This window comes from Tamaricihabitans halophyticus (assembly GCF_004340875.1).
Taxonomy (GTDB): domain Bacteria; phylum Actinomycetota; class Actinomycetes; order Mycobacteriales; family Pseudonocardiaceae; genus Tamaricihabitans; species Tamaricihabitans halophyticus.
The window spans coordinates 473,365-489,557 of sequence record NZ_SLXQ01000001.1 but is presented as its reverse complement, the minus strand read 5'-3'; the positions used below and the strand labels follow the sequence as shown (position 1 = coordinate 489,557).

Sequence of the window (16,193 nt, the reverse complement as noted above, 5' to 3'; positions counted from 1 at the left end):
GAACCCGACGTTAGCCGAATTGTCGACAGTTCGGCCAGTCATATCCCTGGTCAGGGCGAGGACCTGCGCGTTTGTCCGCCGGGGGTCAGTCGCGCGGGCTGATGATGTAGGCCACTCCACCGGGCCCGCTGGCGACCTCACCGTTCTCGTCATGGCGCTGGGTACGCTGCCAGATGTTCTCGAACTGGTCGCGCGGGTAGACCCGGCGCACCGCCTCGTTGTCCGGTGAGGCGGGGTCGTTCGCGATCACATCGCCATCCTCGGTGAAGCCGATAACCACCATGATGTGCCCCGCCGTACCGTAACCAGCGCCGTCCAGCTCAGACTCCAAAAAGGATTGCGAGGTGATCACCGGAATGCCGCGGGCGATGTAGGTCTCCAGCTCGGTGAGCGACGACAGCCTGGTGACATAGCCCTGTAGGCCCCAGTGTGCCGCGTATGCCGTGTTGAACGGCCAGTTTCCCGCGCCCGCGTAGTCGTAGTCGTAGGTATACCGCGCCGCGTGGTCAACGAGGCGATCCTCGTGCTCCGGGTCGATCCAGGCGAGGTCTTCCTGCGTCGGGCCGGTCCCGAAGTAGTCAACCACCATCGAGGTGGACGTCGGGCTGCACCAGACTTCCCCGCCGCCACCGAATTCCGGATAGTGGCCACTATGGACGTTCTGCGAGTAACGCGGCACATCCAGCTCCATACCGGCTGCCACGCCAGGTTCACTTGTCGGCACCTCGAACCGGTCCGGCACCACGGAGGTCATCGCCCCGAGCATGCTCGCGGTTGGCGTCTGCGCCCTACCCGCGACCCGGTACAGCGTGAGACGCAGCTGGAAGGAGCGCAGCTGTTCACCTTCCGCGGCGGCGAAGGTGTCCACATTGACCTGGCCGTGTGCATCGGACTGGTTGGGAACGGTGGTGCGCAACATATCGGTGTCCTGGTATGCCCACTCACCAAGCGTGTACCAGGTGGTCCGCGCGCCGCTTGCGGTGGTTCCGGACACCTCCACCTGTAACCAGGTGCCCTCCGGGGTGTCCGCGTTCCAGGACGCGATCAGCTCGGTGGCATCGAAACCGGGCGTGTGTTCGGGCGAGGTCCACTGGCCGTACTCGTATTTGACCGGTTCACCGTCCGGGTTGTCCCGTTCCACGGTGCCGATCGGTTCGTCGACCCGCAGCCCTTGCTCGGTCGCGCGCAGTCCGGCGAGTTCGCCGGACTGGAAATCCTGCGCGCCGCGCCATGCCTGGAAGTCGATCGCCTCATCGCCTTCGCTGTCGGTGGCGGCGTCTTTCGCCGTGCCACCGTTCGCGCTCGGCGAGAGTACGGCGACCATCGCGAGCGCGGCGAAAGTGCTGATGGCGAACTGAACTAGGCGAGCAGCGCGCATGACTTAACCCCACTTCGGGCAACGTATTCGGCAGGTAAGAAATTTTCGCCGGTCACGCCTCGTTAGTAAAGCTGTTCCGTAGAAGTTTGGTTTAAACCACCGCCTGGGTTTGCGTTACTTTGGCGGCAAGCCGCCCGTCGTCCGTCCGTAGTTCGGTTTCCACGACGATGAACCGCCGCCCAACGTGCAGCGGTTTCGCCATGGCCGTGACGTACCCGGACTTGGCCGAACGCAGGAAGTTCGTCTTGGACTCGACCGTCGTAGTCCCCGCTGCGCCATCCGGCAGGTTCAGGAAGGCGCAGACGGCCGCCGTTGAGTCGGCCAACGCCATCAGTACCCCACCGTGCAGCACGCCACCGAGCGTGCAGAGGTGCTCGGCCCACCGGAGCCTTGCGCGGGTTTCGTCCTTGTTGCTGTTCAACGCCTCAACACCGAGGCTGGCGGCGAACGGCATGGTGTCGTGGAACAGCTTCGTCGCCGGCTCGTCAACGTCCGTCATGGCGTCCATATCTACCAGCTAGAGCCTGGGACGGGCGGTGTACTCAGCGCAGCTGGCTGATGTCCAGTTTGCCTTCGGTATGCGCGCTGCGCAGACGTTTCTTGTCGAACTTGCCCACGCTCGTCTTCGGCACCTCGTCGATGAACGTCCAGCTCTCCGGGAGTTGCCAGCGGGCGACCTTGCCGTCCAGGAACTCGCGTAGCTCGGCAGCGGTGACTTCCGCGCCTTCCCTGATCACCACGGCAACCAGCGGGCGCTCATCCCATTTCTCGTCCGGGATACCGATCACCGCGGCTTCGGCAACCGCGGGATGCGCCATCACCTGGTTCTCCAACTCGACCGACGAGATCCACTCGCCGCCGGACTTGATGATGTCCTTGGACCGGTCGGTCAGCCGCAGGAAGCCGTCCGGGGTAATCTGGCCAACGTCTCCGGTGCGTAGCCAGCCGTTGTCGAACTTCGCCGCGTCCTCGGCTTCTGGTCGGTAGTAGGCGCCCGCGATCCACGGTCCGGCCACTTCCAGCTCACCGACGCTCGTGCCGTCCCACCGCACCTCGGTGCCGTTGTCGTCGACAAGGCGAGCACGCACCGATGCCGGGAACCTGCCCTGCGAGTACCGGTACTGCCAGGCGTGCTCGGCCGTGGCGTTTCCGGGAGCGCGGGCGACGCTGCCAAGCGGCGAGGTCTCCGTCATCCCCCAGGCGTGCAGGATCGGCACGCCGTAGTTCTCCTCGAAGGTGTGCATCATGTCTGGCGGGCAGGCCGAGCCGCCGACCACCACCTCCCGCAGCGAGCTGATGTCCTGTGGACTGGCCTCCAACTGGGCGAGTACGCCCTGCCAGATCGTGGGCACCGCGGCGGCGAAACTCGGACGTTCCCGCTCGATCATCGCGAGTAGCGGCTGTGGCTGCAGGAAGCGGTCCGGCATCAGCAGCGAGGCGCCCACCATCAGTGCGGCATACGGCAGACCCCAGGACATCGCGTGAAACATCGGGACGATGGCCAGCGCGTTGTCGGCCTGGCTCAACCGCATGCTGTCCGACATGCACACCTGCATCGAGTGCAGCCAGATGGACCGGTGCGAATACACCACGCCCTTCGGGTTGCCGGTGGTGCCCGAGGTGTAGCACATCGCCGCGGCCGAGCGTTCGTCCAGTTCGGGCCAGTCGAACTCGGCCGGCTGCGCGGCGAGCAGCTGCGCGTAGTCGTGCACCTGGACGCCTTCCGGGGCGCTGAGCGCTGCGGCGTCGCCGTTCACCACGATGACGTGCCGTACCGTGCTCAGCTGCCCGAGCACCTTGCCGAACAGCGGCACCAGCGTCGCGTCGACCAGCACCACCTGGTCCTCCGCGTGGTTGGCCACATAGGTCAGCTGGTCGGGGAACAGCCGGATGTTCAGCGTATGCAGCACCGCGCCCATGGCCGGCACCGCGAGATAGGCGGCCAGATGCTCGGCGTTGTTCCACATGAAGGTGCCGACTCGCTGGTCGCCGGTCACGCCGAGCGAACGCAGCGCATTGGCAAGCTTGGCGGCCTCGCCGCCAAGCTCACCGAACGAGGTGTACCGGGGGCCCTCCTCGGTCCAGGTGGTGACCTTGGCGTCGGCATGCAGCGTGGTGCCGTGCCGGAGAAGCTGCGCGAGGGACAGCTGGCCGTCTTGCATAGTGCTCAACATGGCAACTCCGAGTACTCACATCGGTGCGCGAGGCAGTCTGTACTTGTGAACTGGGTTACCCGCGAACTCTAATGCGCTTGGCCGGCGCGTGGGATGCCCACATTGTCTCGATCCGTATCTTTTGGGGCTCGATATCTTCGGGTGGTGCGCATCGTGTCTCTGTTGCCAGCCGCCACCGACTTGTTAGCCGAGCTGGGCGCGCTGGACATGCTGGTTGGGCGGACGCATGAGTGCGACTGGCCGCCGGTCGAGGTCGCCGGGGTACCGGTGCTCACCTCGGACGCCTCGCTTCCGGACGCCAGTTCGCGGGAGATCTCCGCCGCCGTCGGCGGTATGCATCGTGGCTCCGGGCTCTACCAGCTGGCCGCGTCCGACCTTGCCGAAGCCGCGCCGGATCTGGTGCTCACCCAGGACCTGTGCGATGTCTGCGCGGTGTCCTATCAACAGGTCTCGACGACCTTGCGGGCACTACGGCTGGATGCCGGGCCCGCGGTGCTCAGTTTGGAGCCGGCCACGCTGGACGGGGTACTGCACACCCTGATCAGGGTGGCCGAGCAACTGGACGAGCTGGGCGGTACGGATACCTGGGCAGGACTCGCCGCGGAGCGGGTGGATGCGCTGCGCGTTCGACTGGCTACGGTACGCGCCCAGGTGGCTGGCAGGTCCCGCCCACGGGTTGCCGCGATCGAGTGGTTGGCCCCACTGTGGCCGGCCGGTCACTGGGTGCCAGAGCAAATCGAACAGGCTGGCGGTACACCGGTACTCGCGCGGCCTGGTGAACACACGAAAGCGATGGGCTGGGCGCAACTGCGGGATGCCGATCCGGAGGTCATCCTCATTCAACCGTGTGGATTTAGTCCACAACGCACTTTCCAGGAACTGGATTTGTTGACCGGTAATCCGATGTGGTCAGAGTTATCCGCTGTCCGCACTGGACACGTGTGGGTGGTCGACGGGCCCGCGTACTTCAACCGACCTGGACCGAGAGTGATACGGGGAGTAGAAATCCTCGCCCATGTTTTGCATGAGATCCCGGTTTCACCGCCCGTCACATCGCTCGAAGCGGTCCCGATCGGAGTGAACGGCGAGAAATAACTGCGTGTCGGTGCTAGCGTCGGCGCTTCATTCACGTTTACTGGATGCACAGCGCGCGGCAGTCACGGGAAATCGTGACCGCTGTCGCGATCGCTAACGCCGAGGAAGAAGGGATCACCACGTTGGCTCTGCCTACGTTGACTCCGGAGCAGCGTGCGGAGGCTCTTGCCAAAGCGGCTGAAGCACGTAAAGCACGTTCTGAGCTGCTCGCGTCGATCAAGTCCGGCAAGCAGAGCATCGACAAGGTGCTCAACAAAGCCAAAGAGGACAAGACGATCGGAAAGACCAAGGTAACCGCGCTGCTCAAGGCCGTTCCCGGCCTTGGTGCGGTCAAGGTTGCCGCGCTGCTCGAGCAGACCGGGATTGACCCGGACCGTCGGGCGGCCGGTCTTGGTGAGCGTCAGCGCGAAGCGCTGATTCAAGCACTCAAGTAGCCACCGCGCGAATTACCTTGTAGCCCGTCGGTACTGCCGTCGGGCTACAAGCGCGCAACCACCGCAGCGGTCTTCCCGGCAGACAAAGGCGGGTGCGTGCGACCAGCTGCCGCACGCACCCGCCTTTAGTCTCGCTAGGTCAGCCAGTCACCGGGTGGTGGCCAGTGACCGGGGTCGGCGCTGGGGCCTTGCCGCCGGAGGCGCTGTCGCCACCGTTGTCCCCGTTGTCGCCGCCGTTGTCCCCACCATTGTCGCCATTGTCGCCGCCGTTGTCCCCGTCGCCGTTGTCGGAGTCGTCCGACTTGGTGCCACAGGTGGCGTGTGCGATGTCGATGGTCTGGCTGCTGTTCAGCAGGTCAACCGAAAGCGCGGTCACGCCGAGCGTGCCGTCCTCGTTCTCAACCTGCTTGTTCAGCATGACCGAGGCCACGCCCGGGATGTCCACCCCGGTGTTCGGTGCCGGGCTGACGTCCAGCGCGGTGCCGGCGATCTTCGCGTCGGCCAGCGCCGCGGAGCCCTCGCCGTTCTCGCAGGTCGCCTCGATCACGGCGGCGCTGAGCTGGGTCAGCTCGCCGAGGTCGAGGATCGCGGCCAGGTTGACCTTGACGTCGGCCACACTGGCAGATGCGCTGCCGGTGTCCACCGCCGCGTTCAGCACGCCGACGCTTGCCAGGTTCTCCGGAATGTCCACGCTGGCCAGCGACTTCTCCTGGAAACCAGCGCTGCTGTCCAGATACGGCGTCTTTTCGATGTTCAGCAGCCCGGAAGCGCCGATCGCGTAGGCCTCGCTGAGCTGGTCCTCGCTGGCCGCAGCGGTGCTCGGCAGCAGTGCCAGACCAAGCGCGGTCGCCGCGGCGATCGCGGCACCACCGGCCGCCTTCTTACGAAGAGACAAAGTACTTTCCTTCCTTGTACACGTACATTCGCGTTTCCGTGGTTCTCCGGTTACCGGCTGGCCCGGATTTGGCGTGCGCCAGCCACGGAATCGCCTTTCGGGTGAGCTGATGCGATCTACGCTCAGCTGACGAGCACGACGGTGCCGAGCGGCACCGTGCTGAGCTTCTCCAGCGCGTCGGCGGGCACTCGGATGCAGCCGTCACTGGTTTCGGTACCCATGACGCTGTCGTCCGGCCAACCGTGAATGCCGACGGTGCCAGGACCGCCGCCATAGGTTTCGTGACTGTCCGAATGCGAACTCAGCGGAAGCACGAGCGGGCTGTAGTCCTTAACGGACTCCTCGAGCGAGGAGATGATCGCCGCGCGACCGGTCGGAGTGGGGTGCTCTTCGGTTCCGGTGCCAATTTCCCAGCTGCCGACCTCGTTGCCCGCTTCGGTGAGCGTCATGCTGAAGTCGGCGGTGTCCACCTCGACCAGGAAGTCGTTCTCGGCCGTTTCGAGTACCCCGTTGTCGTTGTGCAGCCAGCCGGTCGAAGCATTCGGCCTGGACGGCAGCAGTACCTGAAACCAGTCGTCCTGCTGATCGAGGACGGCCAGCCAGGTCGGCGAGCCGAGCTGCTTGGCTGGCATCCGCGCGAACGGCTCGCCGCCCTTGTCGTCATAGACCGGAACTTCTTCGGTGACCTGCACCACGGCGCCGTCGGTCGGCTCGGTTGGCGCGGGGTCTTTCGGTGCGCCTTCGATATCGCCGAATGTCGTCGCCTCGGGGAGCTTTAGTAGTTCTTCCTTGGCGATTGGCTGGACGTCCGACTGGGCTTGCTGGTCGCCGTCTTCCCCGTCGCCACCGCAGCCGCTCACGGTGATCGCGACGACCGCGGCGAGGCCAATCAGGGGCGCGGCGCGGAATCGGCCAGACCGCGTGCGCGCGTGACTGTGTAGAGATGTTCGCTTGCTCATGGAGGGTGTCGTTACTCCGGTTCCGGACGAGCGGGCCGAACCCGCTGGTTTCGCTTGGTGGATCCGTGCGTGCTGCTCACCCAGCTAAAACCGCAGGACACGCCGCTGTAGGTGATGGCGGGTCACAACGGAAATGGCTGGCGAACCCCCTGCCACCGGCTGTCGGTACCCAAACCCGACATTGGTGACACCCCGACTCGCGGTCCCGTATCCCAGCCGTAGGGCAGCCGAGCACGGTTCAACCGCTGGTGAAGTGCATCTTGCCGATTCGGGATCGGACAAATCAAGCAGATCTACTACCGCCGGTAACTGCCTCACCTGGGTGAATCGGATATTTTGCCTGGTAGGAGGATTACCCTAAATTAACTCTAATGGGCTAACTTTCTTGGTATTTGGCGGATTTGGTAACACGCAATCGGCAAAACCCAGTAATGATCAACATCACGTTAAGTAGTCGCCGGCATAGCGTCGTTCGGTCAGTTTCGTTGTCACACTCGTTACCGCGATGTTGTCGTTTTCATGCTTTATCAAGGCCGGCTCGGAGGTGATTGCTGTCATAGCCGACACTGGGTTAATGCGCGGTCGGTGAAGAATGGGTAGCAGCTGATCCGATTGAGCCACATGAGCCGATTGAGCCCAGAAACCGAGGTGGGCGGGTTGACTGTGACGCGGGACGGGGTAGTCCATGCGGTCGGCGATGTCTCCGCTGGGCGATTGCTCGATGATTTCCGCCGCGGCGACTTCTTCTTTGGTTCGGCGCAGCGAACACTGTTGGCCAGCGATTCGATTGGCGTGCTCGAGGATCACGATTGGCCGCGGCTGGCGAACCGGATTCGCGGGACGTTGCTCGGCGATGGGCTACCGCTCGCCGCAGGAGTACTGCCCTATGATTCCGCCGCCGTACCGGCTCGGTTAATCCTGCCGACAATGGTACGTAGCGCGGGTCCGCTGCATCCAGCCGCCGGGCGTCGCCAAGTACAGGCCATCGAATCCGGTGTGCCGGTTGCCGCCGTGCCCGAACCGGCCGGCTATGCCGCCAGTGTCGCCACCGCCGTACGTCAATTGCGCGCCGGCGAGTTGCGCAAGGTGGTACTGGCTCGGATGCTGGAGCTGGCTTTCCCGGATTCCGTTCCGGTTGCCGCGATTCTGGCCAATCTGGTCCGTGACAATGCGCATGGCTATACCTTTGCCGCGGAGCTACCTCCCGCCGATCGGGCTGGCCAGCGCACCCTGCTCGGCTCAAGTCCGGAGTTGTTGGTTTCCCGTACCGGGCGTTCGGTGATCTCTCATCCGCTCGCCGGCTCGGCCCCGCGCTCAGCAGACCCGGTCACGGACAACGCGAACGCCCGTTACCTCGTCGATTCGGCGAAGGAACAACTCGAACACGAGCTGGTCGTCGAGGCCGTGGCCGATACGCTCGCGCCGTACTGTCGGAATCTGGTGGTGCCGCCGCGGCCTTCCCTCACGGCCACCTCCGCGGTGTGGCACCTCGGCACCAAGATCACCGGTGAACTGCGCGATCCGGAACTGTCCGTGCTCACTCTTGCCGCCGAACTGCACCCGACGCCGGCCATCGGTGGCACACCGCGCGAGCAGGCGCGGGAGGCGATCGACCGGCTGGAACCGTTCGATCGAGACTACTACGCGGGCCTGGTTGGCTGGGTCGATGCCAACGGTGACGGCCAGTGGGCGATCGCGATCCGCTGCGCCGATATCGCCGAGCGGGCCATGCGGTTGTTCGCAGGTGCGGGAATCGTCGCTGATTCGCAGCCGGAGCGCGAACTGGCCGAGACGACGGCCAAGTTCCAGACCCTTCTCCGCGCGATGGGCCTCACACTGGAGAGCTAACCGTCAGTCGTATTCCGGCTCGGGGTGCCACCACTTGGTTTTCGGCTGGATCGCTTCGGCGGTGAGTACGGCGAGGCTGGCCCGGTAGCCCTCGCCGGCGTCCAGATCGTGCATCGTCGTACTCGCCGGATGCAGCGCGGCCGAGGTGGATGCGAGCAGCCGCGCCGGGGAGTCGTGCGAGCTGACGGTCAGCTCCGGCATGGGTAGCCGTAGGCCGAGCCGGCAGGCTTTGATCAGCGCTTCCTTCCGTGCCCAGTAGCCGAAGAAGGCACGCGCTCGTTCGTCTTCCGTCAGCCGATCCAGTCGGGGACGCTCCTGGGCGCTGAGCACGTGCTCGTACATGCCGGCGCGGACGGATTCGCCGATTCGTTCCACGTCGACGCCAACCGCGGCTACCGAGCAGACCGCGAGCGCCACCCGCTCCCCGGAGTGCGCGATGGACAGCTGGGGCGCATCGGGCTCGGGTAGCCGAGGTGGGCCGTGCGGTTTATCGCAGTCGGCGCAGCTCGCGTCCAGCCGGATCGTCTCCGGTCGCCGACCGTCCCTGGCCGCGAGGACCGTCTTGGCCAGCACCCGGCCGGTGAGGAAACGTCGCTTGTCCACTTCTTGCCGGTATGCCGCGAGCCGTCCGTGTTCCAGCTCGTCGAGTAGCTCGAGCCACTGCTGGTCCAGTGGCAGTGGCTGGCTGAACCACACGGTGCATACGCCGGTCGACATGATCGCGAGCATAGCCGGGCGGCGGGCAGTGCAGGGGCGGTTCGGATCGTCCGGAGATACCAGCGCGGTTGCCGGTATTTTCGCTCCGAGCAGGGCCCGGGCGCGCTAGCCATGAGTGGACTCATGTGGTTAGCTGGTAGCGGTCAGAGTTTTTGTGTTCGTGTTGGGTCACGCTCGCAAAACGATGTTGCGGGCGCGATGGTTTTCCTCCTCAAGCCGGGAAGCCAGCGTCTAAGACTGGCCCGGGTCATCGCAGTTAGGCGGTGTCTCGTTTAAGTATGTGGTTGAGGAGAACAAAGTATGGCTCAGGGCACCGTGAAGTGGTTCAACGCGGAGAAGGGCTTCGGCTTCATCTCTCCGGATGGCGGCGGCGCTGACGTGTTCGTGCACTATTCGGAGATCAAGGGCAGCGGCTTCCGCACGTTGGAAGAGAACGCCCGGGTGGAGTTTGAGGTCGGCCAGGGCGCCAAGGGCCCGCAAGCCACTGGTGTCAGCGTCGTCTGACGTAGTACCTAACGGCGGGGGCTCGTTCGCGATCACGCGAGCGGGCCCCCGCTTTTTGCGCCCGCAGCACTAACCAGGGGTAACCCCGGTGGGTGTCAGCTCGCTCTTCGTCCATAGTGGAGCGGTGCCGATGTTGAATCGTTGTATTTCGGGCAGCGCCGCCTGGTCGTCGGCGCGCATGCCACTAAAGGTGTAACTTCTTCACGATTTCTGCCGCCTTCGGCCCAGTCTGGGGCCGCGCGAACGGCAACCCGGGCTTGATCCATATTGCCTTGAGTAATCAGCCGCACTGGCGCCCTTGGGCCAGACGCGCCGCGCTGACCCGGGGTTCGGATGACTCCTTGCCGCCAAGAGTTCGATTCGCGGCGCTCGAAGGGTGCAGGTCCAGGCCGGTCAAGCCACTGTCAGTAATTTCTTAACAGTCTTGCGTCTACTACCTAGAGTATTTCTCTGGATGCAAGATTTCGCCAAAACGTCACTCTGGCGAGTGATCATGTAGCGGCCAAATTCACTGTAACGGTCCGCGAGGAGGCCCCGAAACTCACATTGAGTGACACCCGATCCGTTACGGTCTCCGTGTCACGCAAAGCTAAGACCCGCGCGGCGAGCGCTTGATCGGCCGGCATCGGCCACGGTCGGGTGAAGGGGATTGAATGGATAGCTATCCTGGGTGGTCCGGCATGCCTACGGAGCCGCACGGCTCGTATGGCAGCTCGACGGTGACGGCCGACGCACGCGCGGCTGAGTTACCGGCCACCACGTTCCCGCCTACCGGCTGGGAGAGGCGCTACCGCCACTGGGTGTTGGCCAGCGATGCCTGCCTCACGTTGGTGGTCATCCTCGGTGGTTCGCTGCTTTTCGGTGCCCCTGGGATGGACCTGCTACTGGCCCTCGGTACCGCGGTCGCGGTCGGTAGCGCGCTGCCGGCGGTGCGCGCCTGGCAGCAACGGGTGCTCGGCAACGGCGCGGAAGAGTTTCGCCGGCTGGGCAAGGGCTTTCTGCTTGCGGCCGTACTTGTTGCGCTCTGTGGCCTGATCGCCGGCGAACTCGCGGTGCGGCCCTGGGTGTTCGGTGTACTGCCAGCCGCGGCCGTTTCCGTGATCGCCGGCCGGTACGTACTGCGCAAGCGGCTGCACCGGGCGCGAAGGCAGGGCCGCTGTCTGCTGCCGCTGATGGCGGCGGGGAGTCAGGACGCGGTGCGCGAGCTGATTCAGCGAACCCGAGACCAGGCGCATGTGGGTTGGCAGGTCGAGGCCGTCTGCACGATCGACGGGACCGGCCAGGACGGTGCGCGCGGTGATATTGACGGGGTGCCGGTGGTTGGTGACCTTTCGGAGATCGCCAACCACGTGCGCAGGGGTGGCTACCGGATGGTCGCGGTGACCGCGGACGCGTACTGGACGCCCGCGCGGCTGCAGGAGCTTGCCTGGTCTCTTGAGGACACCACCGCGGAGATGGCCGTCGCGCCGATGCTGATGGAGGTAGCCGGTCCGCGGTTGCAGGTTTCCGGGGTGCTTGGGATGCCGCTGCTGCACGTGTCCGCGCCAACGCTCACCGGTGGGCGCCGGGTCGTCAAGGGCGTCGTGGATCGCATTGGTGCCGCACTGCTACTTGCCTTGCTTTCGCCTGCGCTGCTCGCGATCGCCGCCGCGATCCGGGTTGGTGACGGTGGTCCAGCCATCTACCGGCAACAACGGGTTGGCAAGAACGGCAAGACTTTCACGATGCTCAAGTTCCGCACCATGGTGCCGAACGCGGATGCCGTGCTCGCGGGACTCACGGAGCGCAACGAGGGCGCGGGGCCATTGTTCAAGATGCGGCGGGATCCGCGGATCACCCGGGTTGGGGCTTTCCTGCGCAGGTACTCATTGGATGAGCTCCCGCAGCTGCTGAACGTGGTTTCCGGTTCGATGTCCCTGGTCGGTCCACGCCCCCCGTTGCCAGCGGAGACCGCGGCCTACCGGCCACATGTACGGCGGCGGTTGCTGGTGAAGCCGGGACTGACCGGCTTGTGGCAAGTAAGCGGGCGTAGCGATCTTTCCTGGGACGAGTCCGTCCGGCTCGATCTGCGCTATGTCGAGGATTGGTCGCTGGCTTTGGACGCGATGATTCTCTGGAAGACGGTCCGTGCCGTGGCAAGTGGAGCGGGTGCTTACTGATGCGACGCGTGGAAATGGAGCAAGGTGTTAGTCCGGTTGGCGGTATCGCGACGGGTCATTTCGGTCAGTTCTGGCCAAGTGCCAATGGTTCTGGAGGATTGCTGACGTGTCGGTAGTTGGTTACGCGCCAGGTGCTTACGACCTGTTCCACATTGGGCACCTGAATATCCTGCGACAGGCGCGCGCACATTGTGACTACTTGATCGCGGGTGTCGTCACCGACGATGTCGTGCAGCGGGCCAAAACGCGGGCACCGGTGATGCCGTTCGAGGAACGCATCGATATCGTGCGTAATATCCGGTTTGTTGACGAGGCCGTTGCCGATACGCATGTGGACAAATTCGAGACATGGCAGGAACTTCGCTATGACGTCTTGTTCAAAGGTGATGATTGGCGGGGTACCGAGCGAGGTCGCTTACTCGAGCGGAGGCTCGCCGAGGTTGGCGCGCGGCTCGTCTACTTTCCATACACCATCCAGACGTCGAGTACCGCGTTGCGGAAAGTGATCGCGGAGATCGCATGAGTCAGATGTGGCGCCGCCCTGGGCGCAGCGAGGAGAAAACCGTGTGGTTTCCGAAGATGGCTGTGAAGCGCGGCGGCGTGTTCGGCGCCGTGGGTTTGCTCGCGGCGTCGTTGATCGTGCTCGGTACGGGCACCGCGCAGGCGCAGCAGGCCAAGCCGACCGGGCGTAGCGCCGCGGATGCGGCGGCTTCCTGCTGGGAGGCGAAGCAGAACGACTCGCGGGCGCAGGATGGCGTCTACTGGTTGCAGACGCCCGAGCTGATCGCGCCGGAGCAGTTCTACTGCGATATGACCACCGATGGCGGTGGCTGGGTGCTGATCGGCAGGGGAAGGGAGAACTGGCGGCCGGAGTATCGCGGCCAGGGCAGCCCCGCCGAGGTGCGCAACAACGTCACTGGCCAGGCCGCGTTCAATCCGCGCAAGCTGGATGGTGACATTGTGGACGGACTGCTGAACGGCGGCAGGGTGGACGAGCTTGGTGACGGCATCCGGCTGCGCAGGGCAACCAATACCTCGGGAACCCGGTGGCAGGAAGCGCGGTTCAACTTCGCGGACCAGGACAGGTGGACCTGGAGTTTCGAAGCAGGGCATATTGTTGGCAGCTACCGTTTCGACGGTACTTCCGGCTCCGGCGGCTACACGAACAACTTCGGCAGGGACTCCTCGCTACGTCGGGTCGACACCAGGGAGCGGCAGGACCAAGGGTGGACCCGTGGTTGGGCATTCGGTTCACTGACGTCGGGTTCCTCCTCCGCCAGCTCCTACCTGTGGTCGCGGACCAGCGGCCGCGGCTACGCCCGCCCGTTCACGCAGGTCTTCCTGCGCCCCAAACTGACCCAAGCCGATATGTCGTACTCGCCGATCGCGGACGGTGGCACCGCGAAACGGGAGCTCTCCCCATTGCTGCAGAGCGGAGCGGAGCCGCAGAGTTGGGGCGTCACCGGTCGCGCGGACGGGAACAACGGCGAGCTGAACACCGAATCGCAGGCGTTTACCCAGGTCGGTGAGACGGTCTACGTCGGTGGCAACTTCAGGTACGTCCAAAATGGAGCCGATGGTCAGCGGGTCGACCAGAGTTATCTCGCTGGCTTCAATGTGCGCACAGGTGAGTGGGTTTCGAGTTTCCGCCCCAAGTTCAACGCGCAGGTCAAGGACCTGGCCACGCTGCCGGATGGCCGGCTGGTGGTTGCCGGTGAGTTCACCGAGGTGAACGGCGAGGAGCAGGTCGGCCTGGTCTCGCTTGACCCGAGCACTGGCCAGACCGATCCCAGCTGGAACGTCGAGGTGCAGGACAATACGGCCACCGGGGTGGTCAAGGTGCGAGCGCTCGACGTGCAGGACAACTGGCTCTACCTCGGCGGTACCTTCACGCATCTCAAGGGTGGCAACCAGAGTCAACCTGCCTATGCGCGCAACAGTGGCCGGGTATCCATCACGAATGGCAATGCCGATCACGGCTGGAATCCCGAGTTCAACGGCACCGTGTTCGATATCGACGCGAGCGCGGACGGCAGCCGGTTCTACGCGGTTGGCCACCTGACCACCTCGCGGGGCGTGTCTTCGGACAAGGTCGCCGTGGTGAGCACTGAGCCGGGCGCGGCTCTGGTACCCGGCTTGCAGAAGCCGAAGTTCAGCTCCTCGACGAACTATCAGCAGGCCATTGTGGAGGTCGGCGATCGGGTTTTCGTCGGCGGTTCGCAACACAGCCTGTTCAGTTACAACAGATCAGATTTCGCGATCAAGTCCGGCAGTATCACCACCGCGGGCGGGGACTTCCAGTCCGCCGAGGCCTATGACGGCACGGTGTACGGCACCTGTCACTGTGAGCACTGGAACTACTCCGAGTCCTACACCTGGCCGAATGTCGGCCAGAACTGGACGCAGGGCGACAAGATCAGCTTCATCGGCGCCTACGACGCGGCGACCGGCGAGTACCAGCCCGAGTTCAACCCGTGGCTCAACGCCAGCCTCAGCCAGGGTCCGTGGGGATCGTTCCAGGACAGCACCGGCAAGGTGTGGTTCTCCGGAGACCTCACCCGAGGCAGGATGAACAACGGCGGTTGGACCTGGCTTGGTGGCTTCGTCCGGTTCGCGCCGAGGGATACCACGGCGCCAAGCACACCGGCGAACCTGCGGAGCGGGCCGGGCGCGGCCGGCAAGGTGCGGCTCAGCTGGTCTGGCTCGACGGACGATCGCCAGGTGGCCGGATACGAAATCCTGTTGCAGGACAGGGTCATCGGCCGGACCACGGGGCAGACCTCGTACGAAGTGGACACGCCGACCTCGACTGCCCGCTACTTTGTCCGCGCGGTCGACAGGGAGGGCAACCGTTCGGCAAGTACTTCGGTGCATGCGGTGCAGCCGGCCGCGGCCGTGGCAAAGCGGACCGAGCAGCCGGAGCCGTCCGAGTCCGCGCCCTCCGAGTCACCCGCTGAACCGACGCCAACCAGCGAAAGCGCGCCGCCGCCAAGCACGTCGGCGCGGCCGGTGGAGCCATCGAGTTCGACCAGCCCGCCAAGCCAGCGAGTGGGGCCGTGACCGGACAGATCACGCGGGAAACCGCGGGTGGCGAGGAAACCGAGCACTGGCCGGCGGTCACCGCGGTGGTACCAACAAGGGACCGGCCGGAACTGGTTACCCGCGCGGTGCGTTCGGTACTTGCCCAGGATTACCCCGGTGAGATCGAGTGCATCGTGGTGTTCGATCAGTCGGATCCGCACGAGATAGCGGTACCGGAGTCGGCCGGCCGGAGCCTGCGGGTGCTCAGCAACGAGCGCACGCCAGGGCTCGCCGGCGCGCGCAATAGTGGCATTATCGCCGCATCCGGCGAGATCATCGGGCATTGCGATGATGACGACGAGTGGCTGCCGGGCAAACTGCGTAGCCAGCTCGAGTTGTGGCGCACGGTTCCGGATGCGCCCGTGGTGGCTACTGGGCTGGTGGTGCGAGGCGAGAACGGGGACCATCCAAGGCCGGCGCCGGCGAGAGCCAGCTTTGCTGATTTTCTCGGTTCCCGGATCATGGAGATCCACTCCTCGAACCTGCTGGTGCGCAGGGCTGATCTGCTCGATCGGATCGGGTTGGTCGACGAGCAGCTGCCTAATTCGTTCGGCGAGGATTACGAGTGGCTGCTGCGAGCCGCACGCTATGGCGATGTGCACTGTGTCCGCGAGCCGTATGCCGTGATCAACTGGAATCGACCCTCGTTCTACGAGGGCAGATGGCTGGCGATGGTGGCCGGGCTGAGCTACATCCTGGACAGGTACCCGGAATTCGCCAGTGCCCCACGCGGGCGGGCCAGGATCGAGGGACAGATCGCTTTTGCCGCTGCGGCGCTCGGCAATCGGGCGGATGCGGTGCGCTGGGCCTGGCGCGCCCTCCGGCATGACCCGAGGCAGTTACGCGCGCTCGCCGCGCTTGCCGTGGCCGCCAGGCTGGTCAGCCCGGCCCGCTTGGTCCGGATCGTCCAGTCGAAAGGGCGCGGGCTCTGACTCGCCGCAATGTCCCA

General features: G+C 64.9%; 14 protein-coding genes. 8 read left to right on the top strand and 6 right to left on the bottom strand.

The features are described from left to right. Window positions 1-85: 85 nt before the first annotated feature. The 3 genes from EV191_RS02260 to EV191_RS02250 all read right to left on the bottom strand — a co-directional run bounded on the left by EV191_RS02260 (window position 86) and on the right by EV191_RS02250 (window position 3,552). The gene (locus tag EV191_RS02260) at window positions 86-1,378 is read right to left on the bottom strand and encodes a C39 family peptidase (RefSeq protein ID WP_132875106.1); all 1,293 of its coding nucleotides are present in this window, start codon (window positions 1,376-1,378) and stop codon (window positions 86-88) included. A gap of 91 nt (window positions 1,379-1,469) precedes the next feature. Continuing rightward, complete coding sequence (locus tag EV191_RS02255) at window positions 1,470-1,877, bottom strand: PaaI family thioesterase (protein ID WP_132875105.1); 408 nt, start codon at window positions 1,875-1,877, stop codon at window positions 1,470-1,472. Between the two features lie 43 nt (window positions 1,878-1,920). Further along, window positions 1,921-3,552: a long-chain fatty acid--CoA ligase gene (locus EV191_RS02250; protein ID WP_132875104.1), complete on the bottom strand. Its 1,632-nt coding sequence runs from the start codon at window positions 3,550-3,552 to the stop codon at window positions 1,921-1,923. Between the two features lie 144 nt (window positions 3,553-3,696). On the opposite strand from EV191_RS02250, the gene EV191_RS02245 reads away from it, so the two are divergent. Both EV191_RS02245 and mihF read left to right on the top strand, forming a co-directional pair. Then, window positions 3,697-4,647 carry a cobalamin-binding protein gene (locus EV191_RS02245; RefSeq protein WP_132875103.1) on the top strand — a complete coding sequence of 317 codons (951 nt, stop codon included), beginning with the start codon at window positions 3,697-3,699 and terminating at the stop codon, window positions 4,645-4,647. A 122-nt stretch (window positions 4,648-4,769) separates the two neighbouring features. Beyond that, a complete protein-coding gene (mihF, locus tag EV191_RS02240; protein ID WP_165912865.1) occupies window positions 4,770-5,081 on the top strand; it encodes an integration host factor, actinobacterial type in 312 nt (103 codons plus the stop codon). A 139-nt stretch (window positions 5,082-5,220) separates the two neighbouring features. Here the strand turns inward: mihF and EV191_RS02235 are convergent, their stop codons facing one another. Both EV191_RS02235 and EV191_RS02230 read right to left on the bottom strand, forming a co-directional pair. After that, complete coding sequence (locus EV191_RS02235; protein ID WP_132875102.1) at window positions 5,221-5,976, bottom strand: choice-of-anchor P family protein; 756 nt, start codon at window positions 5,974-5,976, stop codon at window positions 5,221-5,223. Window positions 5,977-6,098: 122 nt separating this feature from the next. Further along, complete coding sequence (locus EV191_RS02230) at window positions 6,099-6,935, bottom strand: L,D-transpeptidase (RefSeq protein WP_132875101.1); 837 nt, start codon at window positions 6,933-6,935, stop codon at window positions 6,099-6,101. Window positions 6,936-7,598: 663 nt separating this feature from the next. Here EV191_RS02230 and EV191_RS02225 point away from each other — a divergent pair. Beyond that, window positions 7,599-8,783, top strand: coding sequence for an isochorismate synthase (locus tag EV191_RS02225; protein WP_341539597.1), 1,185 nt, complete (start codon window positions 7,599-7,601; stop codon window positions 8,781-8,783). 3 nt (window positions 8,784-8,786) lie between these two features. On the opposite strand, the gene EV191_RS02220 is transcribed toward EV191_RS02225, so the two are convergent. Further along, window positions 8,787-9,500: a 4'-phosphopantetheinyl transferase family protein gene (locus EV191_RS02220; protein WP_132875099.1), complete on the bottom strand. Its 714-nt coding sequence runs from the start codon at window positions 9,498-9,500 to the stop codon at window positions 8,787-8,789. A gap of 300 nt (window positions 9,501-9,800) precedes the next feature. Between EV191_RS02220 and EV191_RS02215 the strand changes: the two genes are divergently transcribed. The 5 genes from EV191_RS02215 (at window position 9,801) to EV191_RS02195 (ending at window position 16,176) form a co-directional block, all read left to right on the top strand. Continuing rightward, on the top strand, window positions 9,801-10,004 hold the full coding sequence (locus tag EV191_RS02215) for a cold-shock protein (protein WP_132875098.1): 204 nt from the start codon (window positions 9,801-9,803) through the stop codon (window positions 10,002-10,004). Window positions 10,005-10,684: 680 nt separating this feature from the next. After that, window positions 10,685-12,163 carry a sugar transferase gene (locus tag EV191_RS02210; RefSeq protein ID WP_132875097.1) on the top strand — a complete coding sequence of 493 codons (1,479 nt, stop codon included), beginning with the start codon at window positions 10,685-10,687 and terminating at the stop codon, window positions 12,161-12,163. Between the two features lie 106 nt (window positions 12,164-12,269). Further along, the gene (locus EV191_RS02205; protein WP_132875096.1) at window positions 12,270-12,686 is read left to right on the top strand and encodes an FAD synthase family protein; all 417 of its coding nucleotides are present in this window, start codon (window positions 12,270-12,272) and stop codon (window positions 12,684-12,686) included. Window positions 12,687-12,742: 56 nt separating this feature from the next. Next, window positions 12,743-15,223, top strand: coding sequence for a fibrinogen-like YCDxxxxGGGW domain-containing protein (locus tag EV191_RS02200; RefSeq protein WP_165912785.1), 2,481 nt, complete (start codon window positions 12,743-12,745; stop codon window positions 15,221-15,223). Beyond that, entirely contained in the window at window positions 15,220-16,176 is a 957-nt protein-coding gene (locus EV191_RS02195; RefSeq protein ID WP_207894373.1) for a glycosyltransferase family 2 protein, read from the top strand. Before EV191_RS02200 ends, EV191_RS02195 begins: the two co-directional genes overlap by 4 nt. Window positions 16,177-16,193 lie beyond the last annotated feature (17 nt).

Excerpts from the sequence above, each read along its gene's own strand:
- EV191_RS02260 (WP_132875106.1), bottom strand. The coding sequence starts at position 1,378 with ATGCGCGCTGCTCGCCTAGTTCAGTTCGCCATCAGCACTTTCGCCGCG.
- EV191_RS02255 (WP_132875105.1), bottom strand. The coding sequence starts at position 1,877 with ATGACGGACGTTGACGAGCCGGCGACGAAGCTGTTCCACGACACCATG.
- EV191_RS02250 (WP_132875104.1), bottom strand. The coding sequence starts at position 3,552 with ATGTTGAGCACTATGCAAGACGGCCAGCTGTCCCTCGCGCAGCTTCTC.
- EV191_RS02230 (WP_132875101.1), bottom strand. The coding sequence starts at position 6,935 with ATGAGCAAGCGAACATCTCTACACAGTCACGCGCGCACGCGGTCTGGC.
- EV191_RS02220 (WP_132875099.1), bottom strand. The coding sequence starts at position 9,500 with ATGTCGACCGGCGTATGCACCGTGTGGTTCAGCCAGCCACTGCCACTG.
- EV191_RS02215 (WP_132875098.1), top strand. The coding sequence starts at position 9,801 with ATGGCTCAGGGCACCGTGAAGTGGTTCAACGCGGAGAAGGGCTTCGGC.
- EV191_RS02210 (WP_132875097.1), top strand. The coding sequence starts at position 10,685 with ATGCCTACGGAGCCGCACGGCTCGTATGGCAGCTCGACGGTGACGGCC.
- EV191_RS02200 (WP_165912785.1), top strand. The coding sequence starts at position 12,743 with ATGGCTGTGAAGCGCGGCGGCGTGTTCGGCGCCGTGGGTTTGCTCGCG.